The organism is Acinetobacter sp. SWAC5 (genome assembly GCF_003419885.1).
Lineage (GTDB): Bacteria > Pseudomonadota > Gammaproteobacteria > Pseudomonadales > Moraxellaceae > Acinetobacter > Acinetobacter cumulans.
This window is the reverse complement of the sequence record NZ_QUWR01000024.1, coordinates 35,396-54,261: the sequence shown is the minus strand read 5'-3', so window position 1 is coordinate 54,261 and position 18,866 is coordinate 35,396. Positions and strand designations below refer to the sequence as shown.

The window sequence follows — 18,866 nt, the reverse complement described above, 5'->3', positions numbered from 1 at the left end:
TCTACCAATTATCAATGAAAATATATTCGATTGATCAACCAGTAAAAATCCACACAAGTTGTTCTTCATAATCTCTTAATGATCTTTCTAACACCTCGTCAGTGCTAGAAGCTGGACTTTGATATACTTAACAACTCAGCGTCTAGCTTCGTTCGTTTCCGTCTATCTCGTCGGTATGGGATGCATTCTAGACCATTTCGAAATCATTGCAAGTACTAATTAACGATATATTTCACGTATGTACTTTTTTTCTACAGAAATGATAAAAAAAGCGCTTTTTTATCTATTTTTTAACCATTTTTATTTAAAAAAAACCTTTTATTAGGATTTTATTTTTCAAATTATCCATTTCACGCAAAATCATATTCGAGCTAATTTAGCCATAAAATGTATAAGTGATCAAAAAGACATCACATCCAACTATCAGAACGAGTTTTATATCTTCCCACGTGCTTCATAACATCAAATATTCAATCCATTTCAAGTTTTCACTAGACTAAAAACGCTTTGTTTAAATATTTTGAAGACATTGTGCTTTCAAGTCCTATTTTTAAAGCTCATATTTATTCTTCCCACAAATTTAATTTGCCACTCAATCTATACATCACATCCTTAATGCATCTATTCACGTATAGATATTTTTTAGGCTTGATTTGCATCTTATTCAGCTAACTTGATAGCAATAGACATTAAAAAAACAAAAGCATTTTAACGCCCATGTAGCCAAAACGCGTGAATCACCCTTTCTTCTTTATGCCTTCTGACTGACTCTATGTAGTCATCAAACATCGCTCAGCGACCGGTCGCTTACATACATGCGCCATCACTTCCAATACCGTCTGATGCTTGCCTTGATAATCCTCAGCACAAAACATCATTTTTGCCCGCATGGGTAAACGCTCATGAATAAAAGCAAACAGCTGATAATGCGCGCCAACATCCATATTTAAGAAAATTTCCTCTATTTGCTTATATTGCGCCTGTTTGACCATTTCTGGCTGATATTGAAATAAACAGCGCAGAACAGCATCAATCTGCTCATCATTATTGTCTGTATTGTAATAAGCCATATCTCTCCCACTTTTATTGTTTATTTATCTATAAAATGCTTTAGCGTCTACATCAGTGCTTTAAATTATCCTACATTCTAAAGTGCAGACCGAATGTACAATCATCATATATAACAATGATTAGATAAAAACTGCCACGTTTTTATCCTTAAGGCGCATAGAGACGATTTATTTTTTTACATAGACTGGCTTTTATTTTTTGAACCCCGACTTATGCCTGCGCATTTCATTCCCCGTTTGATCCTGCTACTGAGTGGCCTTGCGCTAATGGCATTTGGTGTCACGATTTCTATTCACTCTAATCTAGGCACATCGCCCATTTCATCTATCCCTTATAGCTATAGCTTCATCTTTAATATGAGTATTGGCACATTAACCGTACTGATGCATATCGTAATGATTCTGCTTCAAATGGCTTTGCTGGGTAAACAGTTTCAATGGCACCAATGGCTACAACTTCCTGTAGGCATTATTTTTGGTGCGTTTATTGATGTGTTAATGTGGGCGACACAAGGCTGGTCTATGCATGTTTATGCGCTACAAATTAGCGCCTGCTTGTTCAGTTGCTTAATTACTGCCATTGGTGTCTGCCTTGTCGTGAAAGCAAATTTGGTGTTTTTGGCAGGCGAAGGCTTATATGCAGCTGTCTCTAAGCGTTTTGGCTTTGAGTTTGGTCGCTGTAAAACCTATGGCGATATTGTATTGGTCCTGATCGCAGTAATTAGCGCTTGGTCTGTGCTAGGTGAAATTATTGGAGTTCGCGAAGGCACAATCATTAGTGCGCTAGCAGTCGGCAGTCTGGTGAAACGAATGCTACCGAAGCTCAGTTTTATAAAATTTAATCTATAATAAAAAAATAACCATAAAATCCTCAGCAAGTCTGGGGATTTTTTAAAGATTAAAAATTAAGCGTGTAGAAATTTAAGAAAATAAAAAGGAAGAGATCTCTCCCAAAATCCCTCCCTCGGAGTTGAATCTTTATTCGATCCATCGTGTAGTTATTATAGTTATTCTCTAGTATTTAAAAAAAAGTCCCTTGGGGAAGAGACTGATAAATTGTGGAGTAATTATTATCTATACCCTCTAGATATGGTAAAAATCTCTAGATGAATAAATACTATACATAAGGTATATAAAATGCAAGTGATATGGAAAAATTTAATTGTTGTTTTTATAAGGTTTTTTTGAATTTGCTTATCTAGTTTACTAATATGAATATTCAATAAAAAAAGCAGGCCGAAGCCTGCTTTTTAATTCAATCACTTATACGAACTTAAGCGCGTTATCAGTCTACAAATATCACTTTAGCAATGGCCTTTTTGCTCGATTGAACGATTAAAGTCACGTTTTCTTTCACAGAAAAAGAGGCGTCTACTTCTTTCCAATCCACTTTTACAGCACCACGTGCAACTGCATCTTTGGCTTGCGCAGCATTTTTAACTAGGCCCGCTGCACGCAAAATAGATGCAATAAACATTTCGCCACCAAATTCTGCACGAGACACAGTCACTTCTGGCGTACCTTCAGGTAATTCACCCTCAGTAATTAAATTACCCGCACCTTTATGTGCGCTGGCTGCAGCTTCGCTACCATGGAAACGTTCAACCAATTCCAATGCAAGAATCTTTTTCACTTCTTGTGGATTACGGCCTTCAGCAACTTCTTTTAATAATTGCTGAATTTCTTCAATTGATTTGAAACTTAAAAGATCAAAGTAACGTTCAATCAAAGCATCTGGCATTGAAAGTACTTTTTGGTACATCGCGCCTGGTGCATCAAACACAGCAATATAGTTGCCTAAAGATTTAGACATCTTATTCACGCCGTCTAGACCTTCAAGAATAGGCACCGTAATGCAGACTTGTGCTTCTTGGTCATAACGACCTTGCAATGTACGACCCATTAATAAGTTAAAGGTCTGATCCGTACCACCTAGCTCAACGTCTGCTTGCAATGCAACAGAGTCATAACCTTGTACCAATGGATACAAAAATTCATGAATGGCAATCGGTTGATGGCTGTTATAACGCTTAGTAAAGTCATCACGTTCTAACATACGTGCCACTGTTTGCTGTGAAGCAAGCTGAATTAAATCGGCAGCAGTCTTTTGACCAAACCATTCAGAGTTGAAAACCACTTTGGTTTTTGCTGGATCAAGAATTTTAAATACTTGTTCTTGATAAGTTTTTGCATTTTCCAAAACTTTTTCACGTGACAACGGTGGGCGCGTTGCGCTTTTACCTGTTGGGTCACCAATCATCGCGGTATAGTCACCAATCAAGAAGTAAACTTCGTGACCTAAATCTTGAAATACTTTTAATTTATTAATTAAAACTGTATGACCTAAATGCAAATCAGGCGCTGTAGGGTCAAAACCCGCCTTAATTTTTAAAGGACGATTTTGTTTTAACTTCTTCAGAAGGTCTTCTTCAGAAATAATTTCGTGAGTGCCTCGTTGGATGAGGGCAAGTTGTTCTTCAGCCGGCAGGAAATTTGACATCTCAAAACCCAAATACATCAGTTATTCAATTTGTGCGATATACTAACACTTTTTCAGCACTTTGCAGGCTTAAGAATAATCATGACCGCGATCTATATTGGAGTAATGACGGGCACCAGCATGGATGGCGTCGATATTGCCGCTGCTTCTTTTGATCCCTTGCAACTACATGCCACACTCACCCTTGAGTTTGATCCCGATTTACGTGATGAACTGATGGCGCTCACCTTACCAAGTGACAACGAAATTGATCGCATGGGGAAAGCAGATGTCGCTTTGGCCACCATGATTGGTGAAGGCATTAATCGCTTAATTGCAGAAAATAATTTAGATAAAACACAAATTAAAGCCATTGGCTCACACGGACAAACCATTCGTCACCGCCCTGAACATGGTTTTACCCTACAAATTGGCGACCCCAATATCATCAGTGAAATTACGCAACTCCCTGTTATTTCTGATTTTCGTCGCCGTGATATGGCTGCCGGTGGCCAAGGCGCGCCATTAGTCCCTGCCTTTCACCAAGATGTTTTCCAACACAATAGCATTCATCGTGTGATTTTAAATTTAGGCGGCATTGCGAACGTCAGCCTTCTACCCGCAGGTAATCCAGATGGCGTGTATGGCTTTGATACTGGTCCTGCAAATATTTTAATGGACGCTTGGTGCCATCGTTATACGGGTCAAGCTTATGATGAAAATGGCAATTGGGCGGCCTATGGTACGCCTATTCGTAGCCTACTCGATCGACTTCAAGCACACGACTTCTTTGCCAAAGAACCACCAAAAAGCACAGGCCGTGAAGACTTCAACTTAGAGTGGTTAGACGAACAAGTTGCTGATTGGCGTAGCGATCTTGAATATGATGAATTAGAAGATACACCTGAAAATATTCAAGCAACCTTAATGAAGCTCACCACCCGTGCAATTAAAAAAGCGATTTACCGCTCAGACATGCCTACAGGTGAAGTCTATGTATGTGGAGGTGGCGCGTATAACTCACATTTACTTGAGCAATTACGCTGGCGTTTACGCAAACACCAATGGACAGTACAAAGCACAGCCGATCTTGGTTTAAGCCCAACATGGGTAGAAGCAACTGCCTTTGCATGGCTGGCGATGCGCTTTGTTCAGCAACAATCTGGCAACCTTCCCGCTGTGACGGGTGCAAAAGGCTATCGCGTACTGGGTACAATTACCGCGGTATAAAAGCCAAAATATGGCATAAAAAAGCCTGCTGATGCAGGCTTTTTAAGTTAATGCGAAAAACTCATTTTAAAATGAATTTTGCGTTTTCAGTTCGAAATGCTTTTAAAACCACTTGCCCAGCACGACCCGTCGGACTTAAACCCAACTTCATTTGTTCTTGGCGAATCGCCTGACGGGTTTTATCACCAATTAAGCCATCCACATTGCCAATGTCATAGCCTTTATTGAGCAAATATTGCTGTATTTCACGGCGCTCTGCTCGTGAAGTCCCTGCATCATCTGTTGGCCATGCAGTACTAAACGAACCTTTACCCTGTAAACGATCTGACAAATGTGCAATTGCTAAGGCATAACTTTCAGCTGCGTTATAACTATAAATAGCATCGAAGTTTTTAAAGACTAAAAACAGCGGGCCATTTTCACCTGCTGGCATCATTAAACCGGCTTGTGAGCTTTCAGTTAGGTTGCCTTGAATGAGCGGTGAACCGTCTGCGCGTAATACACCACGATTGACCCACGATGCCAATGATTTTTTATTGCGTCGGCCTTCGCCCCCTAAATAAGTTCCTGCTGGCACTTTAACTTCAAAGCCCCAAGGTTGCCCTGTTTGCCAACCGCGCTTACTCAAAAAATTCGCTGTAGATGCTAAGGCATCAGGCACACTGGAGACCAAATCACGTCGACCATCGCCATCAAAATCAACAGCAAGCTCATCATAAGTGGATGGCATAAATTGCGTATGACCAAAAGCACCCGCCCATGAACCCTTTAATTGGTCTTCACGAACATCACCACGTTGTAATAAACGCAGTGTAGTAAAGAACTCGCCACGGAAAAATCCCTGACGACGCCCCTCACAACTTAAAGTGCCTAAAGCCTGTAATAAAGGATAAGAACCCGCTATTTGTCCAAAATTGCTTTCTACGCCCCACACAGCAACCACAGTTTCAGCAGGAACACCGTAAGCGCTCGCCACTCGGTTTAATACATCTTTATGTTGCTGAAGCTTTTGCAGTCCAACCTGTACACGCTCATCGTCAACCAATCCAGATAAATAATCCCAAATTGGCGTTGAAAACTCTGGCTGGTAATTGAGTTTTTCTAAAACTGAATAATCTGGACTTAAATTTTGAGTATAGCGGTCATAAGTATTACCAGATACGCCACTCGCAAGGGCTTGCCCACGTAATTGGCTCAAACATGCTTGAAAATTTTGAGTTTGGGCTGGAGATTGAAATTCAGTTGAAGCTGTAACGACTTTTTGCCCATTAATAATTAATTCAGCATGCGCTGTCGTCAATGCAAACAATGTGCTGGTACACAATAAAATGAAAGAACGCATATCCGCCTTATTTTTCTGGATTTGTATTTAATTCTTAGCTTAACACCAGATGATGTATTTTTATGAGGGAATACGTAACTTTTGAATTCATTTTTAAATTTAAAGTAAAGTTTCGATTTTAAATTCAAAAAACTTCCCCACAGATCAGACTTAATGTTTTTAAATTCAAAACACCAAAACAAAAATGAATTTAAATTTATTTTTAATAAATTTTTTTAAATTCAAACTTTTATCCACAAGCCATTTAATCACAAGATTTTGATAAATATATTATTTTTAAATGCATTAAACATGCTTTTGTTTTGAATTTAAACTGCAATAAATTTAAATTCAAAACTTTGAATTTAAAAGTAGTGTTTTAAATTTGAATTTGTTTTTGAATTTAAATTCATTGTTGATATTTTGAATTCAAACTTAGCTTTTATTGTTCAATGCGTCTGAATAAAGAGGCAAGTTCGCTAAACAGTCTTTCAATTAAGTCGCACAGCAAGATGCCAATATATATAGCAAATAGGTGAATTTATAATCAATTGCTTTACCAGCAAAACCGACCAAAGGCCTGTCTGCGTAAAAGAGGCGCAATGATGCCCGAAGTTAAGGTATAAAAAAAGCGACCACTGACGTGATCGCTTTTTTTTACAGCAACTGTACGTTTAGATGCTCATATCTTCGCTAAGCGCTAAAGGATTCGGTAAAATCTTCGCCAATTGACGGCATAAAGTGGTCAATTCAGCGCTGTCATTGGGCATTAAGGTAATATGGCCAATCTTACGACCTTCACGCTCTGACTTATTATAAAGGTGTAAATGCGCACCTTCTAAAGCCAAAACATCTTCAGATTTTGGATGTTGACCAATAATGTTCACCATTACAGTCGGACGAACCACAGCCGTTGAACCTAAAGGTAAACCTGCAACAGCACGAATATGGTTTTCAAATTGAGAGCATACTGAGCCTTCAATTGACCAGTGACCTGAGTTATGCACGCGTGGTGCCATCTCATTGGCATACAAGCCTTTGTCAGTCACGAACAGTTCAAGTGTTAATACACCGACATAATTCAAATGATTGAGCAGGCGAGTGATGTAGTCTTGCGCCACAGGCTGTAAATCAACACTGTTGGGTGCTGGAACAATCGAATGCGACAAAATGCCATTATGATGATGGTTTTCAGCCAAAGGCCAAGTACGTACATCACCATCTTGGCCACGCACCGCAATAATTGACACTTCACGAGAGAAAGTCACAAAGCTTTCTGCAATGAGTTCACCCGCAGGGCCAAGCTCAACCCACGCTTGCGCAATTTGATCTGCAGTGCGCAATACAAATTGGCCTTTGCCATCATAGCCGCCACGTGATGTTTTGAGTACGATAGGTAAACCCAATTCAGCCACAGCAAGGTTTAAACCCTCAAGTGAAGTCACGGCTTTATACGGCGCAACTGGAATTGAAAGTTCATCAAATAAAGCTTTTTCAGACAAGCGATGTTGTGCAATTGCCAAGGCTTGACGTGGTGGGTGCAACGTTTTGCTTTTCGTTAGAACATCGACATCCGTTAATGGCGTATTTTCAAACTCAAGACTAAATACATCTGCACTGGCGATAAACTCTTGCAAGCCATTTTCTGCTTTGGTCGAAAATACTGGACCAAGCGCTGCCGATGGGCAATCTGTACTTGCTTCAAAAAAGGTGCATTGCACATTCAGTGGTAGGGCTGCTTGCGCCATCATACGACCCAACTGGCCACCACCAAAAATACCAATGGTTTTATCCATGATATAACTCCCGTATTAAGCTTGCTCTTAGTTCTGACCAGGAATGTTTTTGCTCGCAACTTTTTCAGTTTGAGCCGCACGGAAATCTACAACATTTTTTGCAATTTCAGGACGTGTTAAACCTAAAATTTGCGCTGCCATGATTGCAGCATTGGTTGCGCCAGCAGGACCAATCGCCAATGTACCCACTGCAATACCTGCAGGCATTTGTACAATCGAAAGCAATGAATCAACGCCGTTCAAAATTGAAGACTTCACTGGAACACCCAGTACTGGAAGATCAGTTTTGGCTGCACACATACCTGGCAAATGTGCAGCACCACCAGCACCCGCAATAATTACTTGAATACCGCGATCACGGGCTTGCTCTGCATATTCAAAAAGACGGTCTGGCGTACGGTGCGCAGATACCACTTCCGCTTCAAATGGGACGCCAAGTTGCTTAAGCATATTGGCAGTGTGTTCGAGAGTTGCCCAATCTGATTGAGAACCCATGATAATTCCAACGAGAGGTGTGTCTTGTGAAGCGGCCGCATTCATTGCAATGTTTCCAGAGATTAGTTAAGAGAGATAAATCTCGACTAGAGCCAAGCTTTAATAAGAGCCCCATATTATAGACTGAATTTTCAGCTCACCAAAATCTTAGAGTCAAACTAAGCGCAGATTTTTATTATTTTTTTATCAAGCTTGGCAAAACTTAAATAAAAATAGGGCAGTAGCCCTATGATTTAAATTATTGGCTACGAAAGACAAAATACACACAGCCCAATAGACACAAGCCAGCCCACACATAATCGAGTTTAAATGGCTGTTTAAACAGAAAAATCATAAAAGGTACAAAGACCAGTAAAGTCACAACTTCTTGGGTAATTTTCATTTCCCCCATAGACCAACCTTGTTGGGCAAGGTAGCGCGTTGCAGGAATCATAAAACTATATTCTGCTAAGGCAATGATCCAACTTAATAATATAGCCTTCCATAGAGGCGCATCGTGCGGTAAAAACTTTAAATGACCATACCAAGCCAAAGTCATAAAACAGTTCGCAACAATCAATAATATAAAGGGCAGATACATTGGCTCAAATGTCTAGCAATAAGTGTGGCCATTTTACGTTTTTTCTCACAAAATTTTTAACCTGTTACTATTTTTTTATAACACAAAAAAAAGCGCAAAATCACGCAAGAATATTCTATGTCCAGTGACAAGAAAAACTATCTTTTCCCCAAGAGCCTTGCTATCGTTGCTTTCACATCAAATTAATCACGACAACAGCACCAATAATACGTGATGTGTCTATAAAAGCAGTGGAGTGAGCGTATGCATCTGCATATTTTAGGTATTTGCGGCACCTTTATGGGTTCTTTGGCGCTACTGGCGCGAGACCTTGGCCATAAGGTGACGGGTTCAGATCAAAACGTTTACCCTCCAATGTCGACCCAGCTAGAAAATGCAGGCATTACTTTAATTCAAGGCTATGACCGTAGCCAGCTACAACCACAACCTGATCTTGTAATTGTGGGCAATGCCATGAAACGTGGCATTGATGTTGTGGAATACATGCTCAATGAAGGCATGCCTTATATTTCTGGCCCGCAGTTCCTCGCAGACTATGTCTTAAAAGGTAAACACGTGCTGGGCGTAGCAGGGACGCATGGCAAAACCACAACAACGACGATGCTGGCATGGGTACTCGATCAAGCGGGTCTTGAACCAGGCTTTCTGATTGGTGGTGTGCCTTTGGGCTTTAGCGAAAGTGCACGCTTAGGCGCTGGGAAATACTTCTGTGTAGAAGCAGATGAATACGATTCAGCGTTTTTTGATAAACGCTCTAAGTTTGTGCATTACCATCCAAAAACAGCGATTCTGAATAACCTTGAATTTGACCATGCTGATATCTTTGATGATTTAGCCGCGATTCAAAAACAGTTCCATCATTTGGTCCGTACTATTCCAACTGAAGGTCGCATTATTGCGCCAATTACAGAAAGCAATATTGACGAAGTATTAGCACAGGGATGCTGGACGCCAGTCGTACGTACCTCTTTAGATGCAAATGAAAAAGCAGAACTTTATGCTGAGCAACTCTCTGCTGATGGTTCACATTTTAAAGTGCTACAGCACGGCACAGTCAAAGGCGAAGTGAAATGGAACATGACAGGCCAACACTCTGTAGCCAATGCCTTAGCAACGATTGCAGCAGCAGAGCACGTCGGTGTATCCATTGAAACTGCCTGCGAAGCACTGTCCAATTTTGGCGGTGTAAAACGCCGTATGGAATTGCTTGGTACCGTACGTGGCATTGAAGTTTATGATGACTTTGCACATCACCCAACAGCAATTGACACAACCCTAGAAGGTGCACGCAAACGCCTAGGCGAACGTAAGCTCTGGGCGATTATTGAACCACGCTCAAACACCATGCGTATGGGCAGTCATAAAGATGGCTTAGCACATTCAGCACGACTGGCCGATGAAGTTATTTGGTATCAACCTGAAGGTTTAGATTGGGACTTAGAGCCTGTCATTCAGGCTTCACCGAATAAAGCGATGGTTGCGCGCACATTGGATGAAATCATTCAAAAAGTGACTACAGAAGCAGGCGAGGGTGATGCTGTGGTGATTATGTCGAATGGTGGTTTTGGTGGTCTGCATCAAAAATTAATTACGGCCTTAACAACCTAATCTAAAACATGGTGTAGCCGTTTTAAAGAAGCCCGTGAAGCGGGCTTTTTTTTATTTTTAGATATCTAAATCGATTAAAGATAAGGTTTATATCCTCGTGTGCGGTAACCTTGCATGCGTTTGAGTTTCGGCTCGCTATTCTGTAACCTTAGTAATAATTCTAAAAATACAGGAATTTGTTCTGTCTTCAGTTCATGTGGTAAAAATGCATTCAATCCGAACCTTTTGAACAGCGTTCCGATCGAACTATGTTTATTTACATATTTCATAGACCATTCAGAAAAATGAAGCCGATCAATCACACGATTTTCAAAACGGATGAGATTTGTGTGGCGAGGATCGCTCGCAATTTTAGCGTAGACTTTTTCTAAAATTTCCGCCTCTGCTTCAAGACATTGGAAGAATCTACCTTCCGCATAGTACAGTACCCCATAGATTGCATGTGCCTGATTAAAATTTCGAGCAGAAACTAAAATATCACTCAGATCCTCAAGTAAATCCTTTTGATTCTCCTGACGAGTACTGGCATAGCACAGCTGCATCATAAGTTTAATCCTTAACTGAGCGCGAAGCGCTTCGATTTTTAAAATTCTAATTTGTTTATTTTTTAATCAAATGTAATTTTATACTTACGTCCATTTATGCCAACTACATCTCAATTTTGCAAACAACTTTAGATAAAATAGGCTCAATATTACACACTGGTCTTTGCTGGTGCTTTTACCTCAAAAACAATAAAAGAGGTTATCTATGCTCCCCAACATCTTTAAAACATTTGGATTAATAACAATTGCAGGCATTTTGGTACTGGTTTTTCATCATTTAGGCCTCAATGAACTGCTAAATGTCCTTATTACTTCGATTGCACTCGGTGCATTACTTCGTTATTTCATTGGCCAACGTGGCTATTTGATTGCAACAGTTGCAGGCTTCAGCGCAGTGCTGTTTTATCACAGCGCATTTGATCTGCTTCAAATGATGTTAGCGAGCATACTACTGGGCTACAGCGCAATTGATATGTTGCAATGCTATACTCAATCTCGTAAATCACAACGTCGCTTGCCACTGAGCCCTGACCGTGAGTTTTTAAATTATTAACTGTCGCGGAATAATTTTTATTACGTATATCGAGTGTTGCAACATTTTATGAAGCACCTCTATAAAACCCAGCGCTACTTCCAGAAGCTGTTTAAGCACGCAAATCCGCAAGGCTTTTGTCGCGTTTAAACATCACATCAACATAAGAGCACGCTGGAATAATTTTCAAATGCTTTTCACGCGCATAATTAACCAGACTATCGAGCATTTCACGGGCAGCGCCCTGACCACGTAATGAATGATCCACCCATGTATGATTGGCAACAATTTTATGTTCGTCATTCCATATATAGCTAATTTCTGCGACACGCTCGCCGTCTTCATTTAACTTGAAAAATTCACCCTGCTGACCATTGTCTTGATGCTGAAGCTGCATTGTTATACTCCTGAATGCCGTCCAAATGACATTTTTAAATAAATGAATTAATCGACTAAACCATTAAAAAACGTTAAAAAATACCTGATTTCAGTGATATCAAATCTGACTAATTTTCTCTAAATTCATTAACTAAAGCTGTTCTTTTTTTGTTTTGATATTTTTTGGGGATTTCAATGGATTTATATCTTGCTACTGTAGGATTTCTTATACTGATTGCAATCTTACTGGCTGTATCAATGTACCGCTCACGCTTTTAAGTGAAATGCCTGCGTGAATGCAACAGGCATTTTGCGACCTCATTGATGTGTCAGACTGAATAATAATGTTCAGTTTTATCCGTTTATCTGTCTATTTTTCAAAGACAGTCAACGCTATCAGCTACGTTCAGATCACTGAGACTGCGTGGCTTAAACCAGCACATCACGAATTTCTGGATCTTTGTCAAAAACAGATTTGGCAAAAGGGCATAGCGGTATAATTTTCACCTGATGCTCCCGTGCAAATTGCACCGCAGCATCAACCAAATGTCGACCCACACCTTGCCCACGTAAACTATCGCTGACCGCGGTATGATCAATAATAAATTTGTCTGTACCAGCCCAAGAATACGTCATCTCAGCTAATCGTTCACCCTGCTGTTCCACATAAAAAGCGCCTTTACTGCCATTTTCTAGATGCTGTACGATCATGTATCCGCCTATTTTTGTATGTGTGAAAATATAGAATCATTGATTTGTTCTTTGGTATTTTTTATTGATATTGATGTAGATATTCAATAGCGCTTAACAATTCTTCACCATAACCCTAGAATGGCGAAAATTCCCCAAATACCCGACTATGTCTAGCCCCAATTCCGATACATCTGCTACCCGTCAGTGGATCAGCGTGATTACGCTCGCTTTCGCTGCATTCATTTTTAATACCACGGAATTTATTCCCGTAGCACTGCTGAGCGATATTGGTAAAAGCTTTGATATGCCTGCCACCGAAACGGGCATTATGATTACATTATATGCATGGGTGGTCGCACCAATCTCTCTGCCGATAATGCTACTGACCAAGAATATTGAACGGCGCTTTCTACTCATGGCACTGTTTAGTGTATTTATTGTGAGTCATGTGCTGTCATATTTTGCATGGAGCTTTAATACACTACTGATCAGCCGTATCGGCATTGCATTTTCACATGCATTATTCTGGTCAATTACTGCGTCACTTGCTGTTCGTGTCGCGCCTGAAGGCAAAGCATTTCAGGCATTGGGACTGCTCGCAACGGGTACGGCGCTGGCCATGGTACTGGGTATTCCTTTTGGGCGTATGGTGGGTGAAGCCTATGGCTGGCGTAATACATTTGCACTAATTGCTATCGGTGCCACAGTCGTATGCCTAACACTGGCTAAAACTCTGCCATTGCTCCCAAGTCAAAATTCGGGCTCTTTGAGTAGCTTAAAAGAATTTATACACCGGCCTAGCCTCATGCTGGTGTTTGCACTGACCGTGATTGTGATTACAGCGCAGTTTACGGCTTATAGCTATATTGAGCCTTTTGCACTCAATGTAGCGCAGTTAAGCTCCACAGAAACCACCGCACTCTTATTAATCTATGGCGGGGCAGGTTTTATCGGCTCTTATCTGTTTGGTAAATTTGGCGCCAAATATCCACGTGTCAGCATTCCGATGTTCACACTGCCATTGGCTGCTTCTATGCTATTAATGCTTCCTGCTTCTGCTAGTTTTATCAGCTTTAGCGCATTAAGCCTATTTTGGGGCATCGGCATTATTGGTTTTAGTCTGGCACTACAGTCACAAACCTTAAATTTAGCTTCTGATGCAACGGATGTAGCCATGGCAATTTATTCAGGCTTATACAATGTCGGCATCGGGGGAGGTGCCTTACTGGGTGGCATCGTTTCACTACAATTCGGGCTGAGTAATATCGGTATTATGGGTGGCATCTTGGCTGTAATAGGCACAGTACTGGCCACCGTATTCGCACGGCGCAAAGATTTTCAAACTTAGGCAAACAGACCTACAAAAAATGCACAGATAAAGTTTGCTTCCTCAAGCAAAATCTGAGAAGATCGCCACAGATTTGAACACGCTTCAATCACTAAATTATGCAAGACAAGGGGAGTAGCCTCCTCCAAACCTAATCATTACATCAATGCTTAGGTGTCAGAATATCGTCATTACACTTTGCAAAAAGTCGGTATCTGAGCATTTTAGAGGACAAAATGTCCATACTAAAATGTAGGCAAGACCTTGATCATGTTGTTACAGATGTTTTTATTCATCTGGCAACAGGTCAAGGTTTTTTTATGGCCGGTTGTTAGATGTGGAGGATACACACATGGAAACAATCGGCTCACTCTGGCTGTATTTGGCATTTTTCGGTTTAGTCACCGTGATGCTTATCATCGACTTTTTAGGCTTTAAAAATAACCAAGGCCAAGAAGTTAAAGTAAAAACAGCGGCCTATTGGAGTATTGCTTGGGTCTCAGTCGCAACACTATTTGGTGGCGGACTCTGGCTCTACTTACAACAAACCGCAGGTGTGGCTGTGGCAAATACCAAGGTCATGGAATACTTTGCAGGTTATCTGTTAGAAAAATCTCTTGCTGTCGATAACGTCTTTGTCTGGCTGATGATTTTTGCAGCTTTTGCAATTCCACCCGCATTACAACGTAAGCTTTTACTGTACGGCGTATTAGGTGCAATTGTCCTACGGACCATCTTTATTTTTATTGGTGCGTGGTTTGTACAAGAGTTTTCTTGGGTGCTGTATATCTTCGGTGCGTTCTTGGTTTATACCGGCTTCAAGTTCTTAAAAGGACAAGAGGAAGAGGATACCAATATCGAAGATATGGCCATTTTAAAATGGTTACGCAAGCACATGCGCATTACCCCGCAAATGCATGAAGATAAGTTCTTTGTCCGTCAAAATGGCATGCTTTGGGCGACACCTTTATTTTTGGTGCTTATTTTAGTTGAAGCTTCGGACGTGATTTTTGCGGTGGATTCTATTCCTGCAATTTTTGCAGTCACCACAGACCCGTTTATTGTATTAACCGCGAATTTAATGGCTATTTTGGGTTTACGTGCCATGTTCTTCTTATTGTCTGGTGCAGCTTCAAAAATGCATTATCTACCTTATGGTTTAGGGCTGATCTTGGTGTTTATCGGTTTCAAAATGTTGATGCTTGATGTCTTCCACATGCCGATTTGGATTTCTCTCGGCTTTATTGTGATTACCCTTGCGATTACCGCTTGGCTGTCCATTCGTCATAGTAAAAAATACAACGAAACGACCCTCTAAAGTGCGCAAAAAGCCTTCTTTCATAGAAGGCTTTTTTATGTCTATCTCGTCATCACCCACAGTAAAAAAATAAGATACGCCTGAAATCCCATACCAATAATAGGCCAATCATTTAGGCCATACCGAAGCATTAAAGATTATGTGATGAATCCTCGTATGCTTGAGTTTTTCAGGTACAATCAATTGAAAAAATTCAAACATACAGGTTTAAAATGTCTTCTGTAATTGCAACGACAGCGATCCGTGGTCGCTTCCTCGACATTCAGAATACAGTTGCCCAAGCACGTGATATACACGACCAAGTGCGATATGTAGAGGATGGTCTACTCATCAGCCAAAATGGCAAAATTCAGTGGTTTGGCACTTGGCAAGACGGGCAGGCACACTTACCTGCACAAGTCGACGTTCAACATTATCCAGATCAATTGATCGTCCCTGGTTTTATCGATACACATATTCATTTTCCACAAACTGAAATGATGGGCGCTTACGGCGAACAACTTTTGGAATGGTTAAATACCTATACTTTCCCAACCGAATTACAATTTTCAGATCCTGCTTATGCTAAAACCATTGCAGAATTTTTTGTGCATGAACTCCTTAAAAATGGCACCACCACTGCTTTAGTGTTCTGTACTGTACATCCCGAATCAGTTGATGCCTTATTTGAAGCTGCAAGCAACTATCAAATGCGCTTGATTGCAGGTAAGGTCATGATGGACCGTCATGCCCCCGATGATTTATGTGATACCCCAGAACGTGCTTATAGTGAATCAAAAGCTTTAATTGAAAAATGGCATGGCAAAGGCCGTAATCTGTACGCCATTACACCACGTTTTGCCCCAACATCGAGTCCTGAGCAACTGCAACGGGCAGGGGAGCTTAAAGCAGAATATCCAGATGTGTATGTGCATACACATCTGAGTGAAAATAAAAGCGAAATTGAATGGGTGAAAGCACTTTTCCCTGCGCAAAAAGGCTATTTAGATGTCTATCATCATTTTGGTTTAACTGGCAATAAATCAGTCTTTGCACATTGTGTGCACTTAGAAGATGACGAATGGAACTGCATGCATGACACTGATTCTGCCATCGCTTTTTGCCCAACCTCTAACTTATTTCTCGGCAGTGGTTTATTTCCCTTACATACCGCATGGGAAAAACAGGTCAAAGTGGGCTTAGGCACAGACATTGGTGCAGGGACTTCCTTCAACCAACTACAAACCATTCAAGAAGCCTATAAAGTTCAACAGCTACAAGGCAATAAACTTTCTGCATACGAAGCGCTGTATCATGCAACATTAGGTGGTGCAAAAGCTTTAGATTTAGATCAGACCCTAGGTAACTTTAATACAGGTAAAGAAGCCGATTTTGTGGTGTTGGATTTAAAAGCCACAGCATTACAGCAGCTACGCCAATCACGTGCCAAAAGCTTAGAAGATGCCCTATTTGCGCTTATGCTGATGGGAGATGATCGGAATATTCACGCAACCTATGTGTATGGTCAGCGGGTTTATTCGACCTGTTAAATTTGCATTTCCTTATAGCATGGTTAGGCATTCATCAGCGTGCAAAGTATTTTGACCTGATTAAATATGAGTAAAATCAATGTGCCTAACCATATTGCTTACATTTTCAACAGAAAAAATAATGCAAGGGCATCCAAGTTGTATTAAAATTAAGGCATATTTTTAGGTGTTGCTGGTCAACGCCTTTTTTATTTTTGTATTTTAGGTATCTACCCATGACAGTTCAAATGAGCGTGTTGATCTCCACTGAAGAAATTCAAGCCAAAGTTAAAGCACTAGGTGCGCAAATTGATGCACACTATGCCAACAGTGATAAAGAATTAGTTCTGGTGGGCCTGTTACGTGGGTCTGTTATTTTTATGGCAGATTTATGCCGTGCAATTAGCAAAGTTCATGAATTAGATTTCATGACCGTATCAAGCTATGGCAGTGGCACAGTATCAACACGTGACGTAAAAATTTTAAAAGATTTAGACGGCGAAATTCGTGGTAAAGATGTACTTGTGGTTGAAGACATTATTGACTCAGGCAATACCTTGAGCAAAGTGTTAGAAATTTTAGAAACACGCGGACCGAACTCAATTGAATTATGTACTTTAGTCAGCAAACCTTCACGTCGTGAAATCGACCTCGATGTCCGCTTTTTAGGTTTTGAAGTTGAAGATAAGTTCATCGTGGGTTATGGCTTAGACTATGACCAAAAATATCGCCACATTCCATTTATTGGTGAAATTGGTCTGTAATTCTATACCAGACATTTAAAAGTGGCCGAAGGCCACTTTTTTTTATTTCTTAAATTAATATGAACAAAAAAACAACAGTTTTTAGCTAAATTCAACTATTTATAGATGACCAATTAACTCAAGATGAAATAGAAACATGATGTAAAAACAATTACATGATAAGAAAAGGAGCTCACTTATGTGGTCACTCATTGTCGCGATTGTTGTTGGTTTTATCGCAGGTTTAATTGCCCGTGCGATCCATCCAGGCGAAGATAAAGCCGGCTTTATAGTGACGACTTTATTGGGTATTGCGGGCTCACTACTCGCCACGTACGGCGGTCGCTTACTCGGTATTTACGGCGAAAACTCAGCAGCTGGCTTTATTGCCTCAGTCATTGGTGCAATCATTATTCTCTTCATTTATAACATGGTCACCAAAAAATCCAGTGCTTAAAACGCAAACTGACGAAGCAAAAAAATACCCGTTTCGCACGGGTATTTTTTATCGTGTTTGCTCAAGCTAAATATTCAGCTTATTGACCAATTTGCTTTAAGCGCGCTTCGATCTCTGTAGCAGGATAAGCACCTAACATTTTCGCACCATCCGCAAAAATAATAGCAGGTGTACCATTTAAACCCAAAGTACGCGCCAATTGAATATTACGCTCAATCGGATTTGCACACGTTTTACTACTGGTGGGTTGTACGCCTTTACTAATCAAATTAGTCCAAGCATAAGCTGGGTCTTTTTCACAAAACACTTGTTTAGACGGCGCTACAGATTGTGGCTTTAAAGGCAAAATAAATGTGTAAATAGTGACATCATTCAGCTTATTCAATTCTACTTCAAGTTGTTTGCAATACGGGCAATTTGGGTCAGAAAAGATCGCCAACTGGCGCTTACCAGTACCTCTTACAGTTTTAACTGCATCTTTGAATGGCAGGGCTTTCCAATCCACTTGTCCTGGTCGATACATAAGTGATTTGGTTAAGTTTTCCTGATCCTTAAGACGAATCATATTACCTGCCAATACATATTCTGCATCTTCAGTGATATAAACAACCGTGTCTCCAGCATAACCGCTATAAATTCCAGGCACTTCAGTTTTTTTAACTTGTTCGATATTTAATGCAGGATAGTTTTTTACCAGCAAAGCTTGTACAGAAGCTGCATCTGCCAACGCCCATTGCGACATTATACCCGCAATAATTAAGGCACAGGTCTTTTTGATCATTACGT

The 18,866-nt window shown here is 40.5% G+C and carries 19 protein-coding genes; 9 read left to right on the top strand and 10 right to left on the bottom strand.

Annotation, left to right across the window (positions count from 1 at the left end; translation table 11 throughout):
- Positions 1-770 precede the first annotated feature (770 nt).
- Positions 771-1,070, bottom strand: a complete 300-nt coding sequence (locus DYI81_RS15250; RefSeq protein ID WP_117008005.1) for a hypothetical protein — start codon at positions 1,068-1,070, stop codon at positions 771-773.
- A gap of 213 nt (positions 1,071-1,283) precedes the next feature.
- On the opposite strand from DYI81_RS15250, the gene DYI81_RS15245 reads away from it, so the two are divergent.
- Entirely contained in the window at positions 1,284-1,919 is a 636-nt protein-coding gene (locus DYI81_RS15245) for a DUF6198 family protein (protein WP_117008004.1), read from the top strand.
- Positions 1,920-2,355: 436 nt separating this feature from the next.
- Here the strand turns inward: DYI81_RS15245 and tyrS are convergent, their stop codons facing one another.
- A complete protein-coding gene (gene tyrS / locus DYI81_RS15240) occupies positions 2,356-3,588 on the bottom strand; it encodes a tyrosine--tRNA ligase (protein WP_171356371.1) in 1,233 nt (410 codons plus the stop codon).
- 63 nt (positions 3,589-3,651) lie between these two features.
- Between tyrS and DYI81_RS15235 the strand changes: the two genes are divergently transcribed.
- A complete protein-coding gene (locus DYI81_RS15235; protein WP_106986164.1) occupies positions 3,652-4,779 on the top strand; it encodes an anhydro-N-acetylmuramic acid kinase in 1,128 nt (375 codons plus the stop codon).
- Between the two features lie 61 nt (positions 4,780-4,840).
- On the opposite strand, the gene DYI81_RS15230 is transcribed toward DYI81_RS15235, so the two are convergent.
- From DYI81_RS15230 to DYI81_RS15215, 4 genes are all read right to left on the bottom strand, one after another.
- Positions 4,841-6,121 carry a lytic murein transglycosylase gene (locus DYI81_RS15230; RefSeq protein WP_106986165.1) on the bottom strand — a complete coding sequence of 427 codons (1,281 nt, stop codon included), beginning with the start codon at positions 6,119-6,121 and terminating at the stop codon, positions 4,841-4,843.
- Between the two features lie 653 nt (positions 6,122-6,774).
- Complete coding sequence (locus tag DYI81_RS15225) at positions 6,775-7,896, bottom strand: 5-(carboxyamino)imidazole ribonucleotide synthase (RefSeq protein WP_117008003.1); 1,122 nt, start codon at positions 7,894-7,896, stop codon at positions 6,775-6,777.
- A 27-nt stretch (positions 7,897-7,923) separates the two neighbouring features.
- A complete protein-coding gene (gene purE / locus DYI81_RS15220; RefSeq protein WP_106986167.1) occupies positions 7,924-8,436 on the bottom strand; it encodes a 5-(carboxyamino)imidazole ribonucleotide mutase in 513 nt (170 codons plus the stop codon).
- Between the two features lie 193 nt (positions 8,437-8,629).
- Positions 8,630-8,971 carry a DMT family protein gene (locus DYI81_RS15215; protein ID WP_106986168.1) on the bottom strand — a complete coding sequence of 114 codons (342 nt, stop codon included), beginning with the start codon at positions 8,969-8,971 and terminating at the stop codon, positions 8,630-8,632.
- 243 nt (positions 8,972-9,214) lie between these two features.
- Here DYI81_RS15215 and mpl point away from each other — a divergent pair, with 243 nt between their 5' ends.
- The gene (gene mpl, locus DYI81_RS15210) at positions 9,215-10,579 is read left to right on the top strand and encodes a UDP-N-acetylmuramate:L-alanyl-gamma-D-glutamyl-meso-diaminopimelate ligase (protein WP_117008002.1); all 1,365 of its coding nucleotides are present in this window, start codon (positions 9,215-9,217) and stop codon (positions 10,577-10,579) included.
- A 74-nt stretch (positions 10,580-10,653) separates the two neighbouring features.
- On the opposite strand, the gene DYI81_RS15205 is transcribed toward mpl, so the two are convergent.
- Positions 10,654-11,124: a BLUF domain-containing protein gene (locus DYI81_RS15205; RefSeq protein WP_117008001.1), complete on the bottom strand. Its 471-nt coding sequence runs from the start codon at positions 11,122-11,124 to the stop codon at positions 10,654-10,656.
- Positions 11,125-11,329: 205 nt separating this feature from the next.
- Between DYI81_RS15205 and DYI81_RS15200 the strand changes: the two genes are divergently transcribed.
- Positions 11,330-11,677 carry a hypothetical protein gene (locus DYI81_RS15200; protein WP_106986171.1) on the top strand — a complete coding sequence of 116 codons (348 nt, stop codon included), beginning with the start codon at positions 11,330-11,332 and terminating at the stop codon, positions 11,675-11,677.
- A 91-nt stretch (positions 11,678-11,768) separates the two neighbouring features.
- Here the strand turns inward: DYI81_RS15200 and DYI81_RS15195 are convergent, their stop codons facing one another.
- On the bottom strand, positions 11,769-12,053 hold the full coding sequence (locus DYI81_RS15195; RefSeq protein ID WP_106986172.1) for a GNAT family N-acetyltransferase: 285 nt from the start codon (positions 12,051-12,053) through the stop codon (positions 11,769-11,771).
- A 410-nt stretch (positions 12,054-12,463) separates the two neighbouring features.
- Positions 12,464-12,745, bottom strand: coding sequence for a GNAT family N-acetyltransferase (locus DYI81_RS15190; RefSeq protein WP_106986173.1), 282 nt, complete (start codon positions 12,743-12,745; stop codon positions 12,464-12,466).
- A 148-nt stretch (positions 12,746-12,893) separates the two neighbouring features.
- On the opposite strand from DYI81_RS15190, the gene DYI81_RS15185 reads away from it, so the two are divergent.
- The 5 genes from DYI81_RS15185 to DYI81_RS15165 all read left to right on the top strand — a co-directional run bounded on the left by DYI81_RS15185 (position 12,894) and on the right by DYI81_RS15165 (position 18,080).
- On the top strand, positions 12,894-14,075 hold the full coding sequence (locus tag DYI81_RS15185) for a sugar transporter (protein WP_117008000.1): 1,182 nt from the start codon (positions 12,894-12,896) through the stop codon (positions 14,073-14,075).
- 331 nt (positions 14,076-14,406) lie between these two features.
- Positions 14,407-15,372 (top strand): TerC family protein, encoded by a 966-nt coding sequence (locus DYI81_RS15180; RefSeq protein ID WP_117007999.1) that lies wholly within the window; start codon positions 14,407-14,409, stop codon positions 15,370-15,372.
- A 212-nt stretch (positions 15,373-15,584) separates the two neighbouring features.
- Positions 15,585-16,901 (top strand): guanine deaminase, encoded by a 1,317-nt coding sequence (guaD, locus tag DYI81_RS15175; protein ID WP_117007998.1) that lies wholly within the window; start codon positions 15,585-15,587, stop codon positions 16,899-16,901.
- A 215-nt stretch (positions 16,902-17,116) separates the two neighbouring features.
- Positions 17,117-17,644 carry a hypoxanthine phosphoribosyltransferase gene (gene hpt, locus DYI81_RS15170; RefSeq protein ID WP_117007997.1) on the top strand — a complete coding sequence of 176 codons (528 nt, stop codon included), beginning with the start codon at positions 17,117-17,119 and terminating at the stop codon, positions 17,642-17,644.
- Between the two features lie 178 nt (positions 17,645-17,822).
- Complete coding sequence (locus DYI81_RS15165) at positions 17,823-18,080, top strand: GlsB/YeaQ/YmgE family stress response membrane protein (protein WP_106986178.1); 258 nt, start codon at positions 17,823-17,825, stop codon at positions 18,078-18,080.
- A 79-nt stretch (positions 18,081-18,159) separates the two neighbouring features.
- On the opposite strand, the gene DYI81_RS15160 is transcribed toward DYI81_RS15165, so the two are convergent.
- Positions 18,160-18,861 (bottom strand): DsbC family protein, encoded by a 702-nt coding sequence (locus DYI81_RS15160; protein WP_106986179.1) that lies wholly within the window; start codon positions 18,859-18,861, stop codon positions 18,160-18,162.
- Positions 18,862-18,866 lie beyond the last annotated feature (5 nt).

What these genes read in the sequence shown, in the direction of transcription:
- DYI81_RS15250 (WP_117008005.1), bottom strand. Translation starts at nt 1,070, where the DNA reads ATGGCTTATTACAATACAGACAATAATGATGAGCAGATTGATGCTGTT.
- DYI81_RS15245 (WP_117008004.1), top strand. Translation starts at nt 1,284, where the DNA reads ATGCCTGCGCATTTCATTCCCCGTTTGATCCTGCTACTGAGTGGCCTT.
- tyrS (WP_171356371.1), bottom strand. Translation starts at nt 3,588, where the DNA reads ATGTATTTGGGTTTTGAGATGTCAAATTTCCTGCCGGCTGAAGAACAA.
- DYI81_RS15235 (WP_106986164.1), top strand. Translation starts at nt 3,652, where the DNA reads ATGACCGCGATCTATATTGGAGTAATGACGGGCACCAGCATGGATGGC.
- DYI81_RS15230 (WP_106986165.1), bottom strand. Translation starts at nt 6,121, where the DNA reads ATGCGTTCTTTCATTTTATTGTGTACCAGCACATTGTTTGCATTGACG.
- DYI81_RS15225 (WP_117008003.1), bottom strand. Translation starts at nt 7,896, where the DNA reads ATGGATAAAACCATTGGTATTTTTGGTGGTGGCCAGTTGGGTCGTATG.
- purE (WP_106986167.1), bottom strand. Translation starts at nt 8,436, where the DNA reads ATGAATGCGGCCGCTTCACAAGACACACCTCTCGTTGGAATTATCATG.
- DYI81_RS15215 (WP_106986168.1), bottom strand. Translation starts at nt 8,971, where the DNA reads ATGTATCTGCCCTTTATATTATTGATTGTTGCGAACTGTTTTATGACT.
- mpl (WP_117008002.1), top strand. Translation starts at nt 9,215, where the DNA reads ATGCATCTGCATATTTTAGGTATTTGCGGCACCTTTATGGGTTCTTTG.
- DYI81_RS15205 (WP_117008001.1), bottom strand. Translation starts at nt 11,124, where the DNA reads ATGATGCAGCTGTGCTATGCCAGTACTCGTCAGGAGAATCAAAAGGAT.
- DYI81_RS15200 (WP_106986171.1), top strand. Translation starts at nt 11,330, where the DNA reads ATGCTCCCCAACATCTTTAAAACATTTGGATTAATAACAATTGCAGGC.
- DYI81_RS15195 (WP_106986172.1), bottom strand. Translation starts at nt 12,053, where the DNA reads ATGCAGCTTCAGCATCAAGACAATGGTCAGCAGGGTGAATTTTTCAAG.
- DYI81_RS15190 (WP_106986173.1), bottom strand. Translation starts at nt 12,745, where the DNA reads ATGATCGTACAGCATCTAGAAAATGGCAGTAAAGGCGCTTTTTATGTG.
- DYI81_RS15185 (WP_117008000.1), top strand. Translation starts at nt 12,894, where the DNA reads ATGTCTAGCCCCAATTCCGATACATCTGCTACCCGTCAGTGGATCAGC.
- DYI81_RS15180 (WP_117007999.1), top strand. Translation starts at nt 14,407, where the DNA reads ATGGAAACAATCGGCTCACTCTGGCTGTATTTGGCATTTTTCGGTTTA.
- guaD (WP_117007998.1), top strand. Translation starts at nt 15,585, where the DNA reads ATGTCTTCTGTAATTGCAACGACAGCGATCCGTGGTCGCTTCCTCGAC.
- hpt (WP_117007997.1), top strand. Translation starts at nt 17,117, where the DNA reads ATGACAGTTCAAATGAGCGTGTTGATCTCCACTGAAGAAATTCAAGCC.
- DYI81_RS15165 (WP_106986178.1), top strand. Translation starts at nt 17,823, where the DNA reads ATGTGGTCACTCATTGTCGCGATTGTTGTTGGTTTTATCGCAGGTTTA.
- DYI81_RS15160 (WP_106986179.1), bottom strand. Translation starts at nt 18,861, where the DNA reads ATGATCAAAAAGACCTGTGCCTTAATTATTGCGGGTATAATGTCGCAA.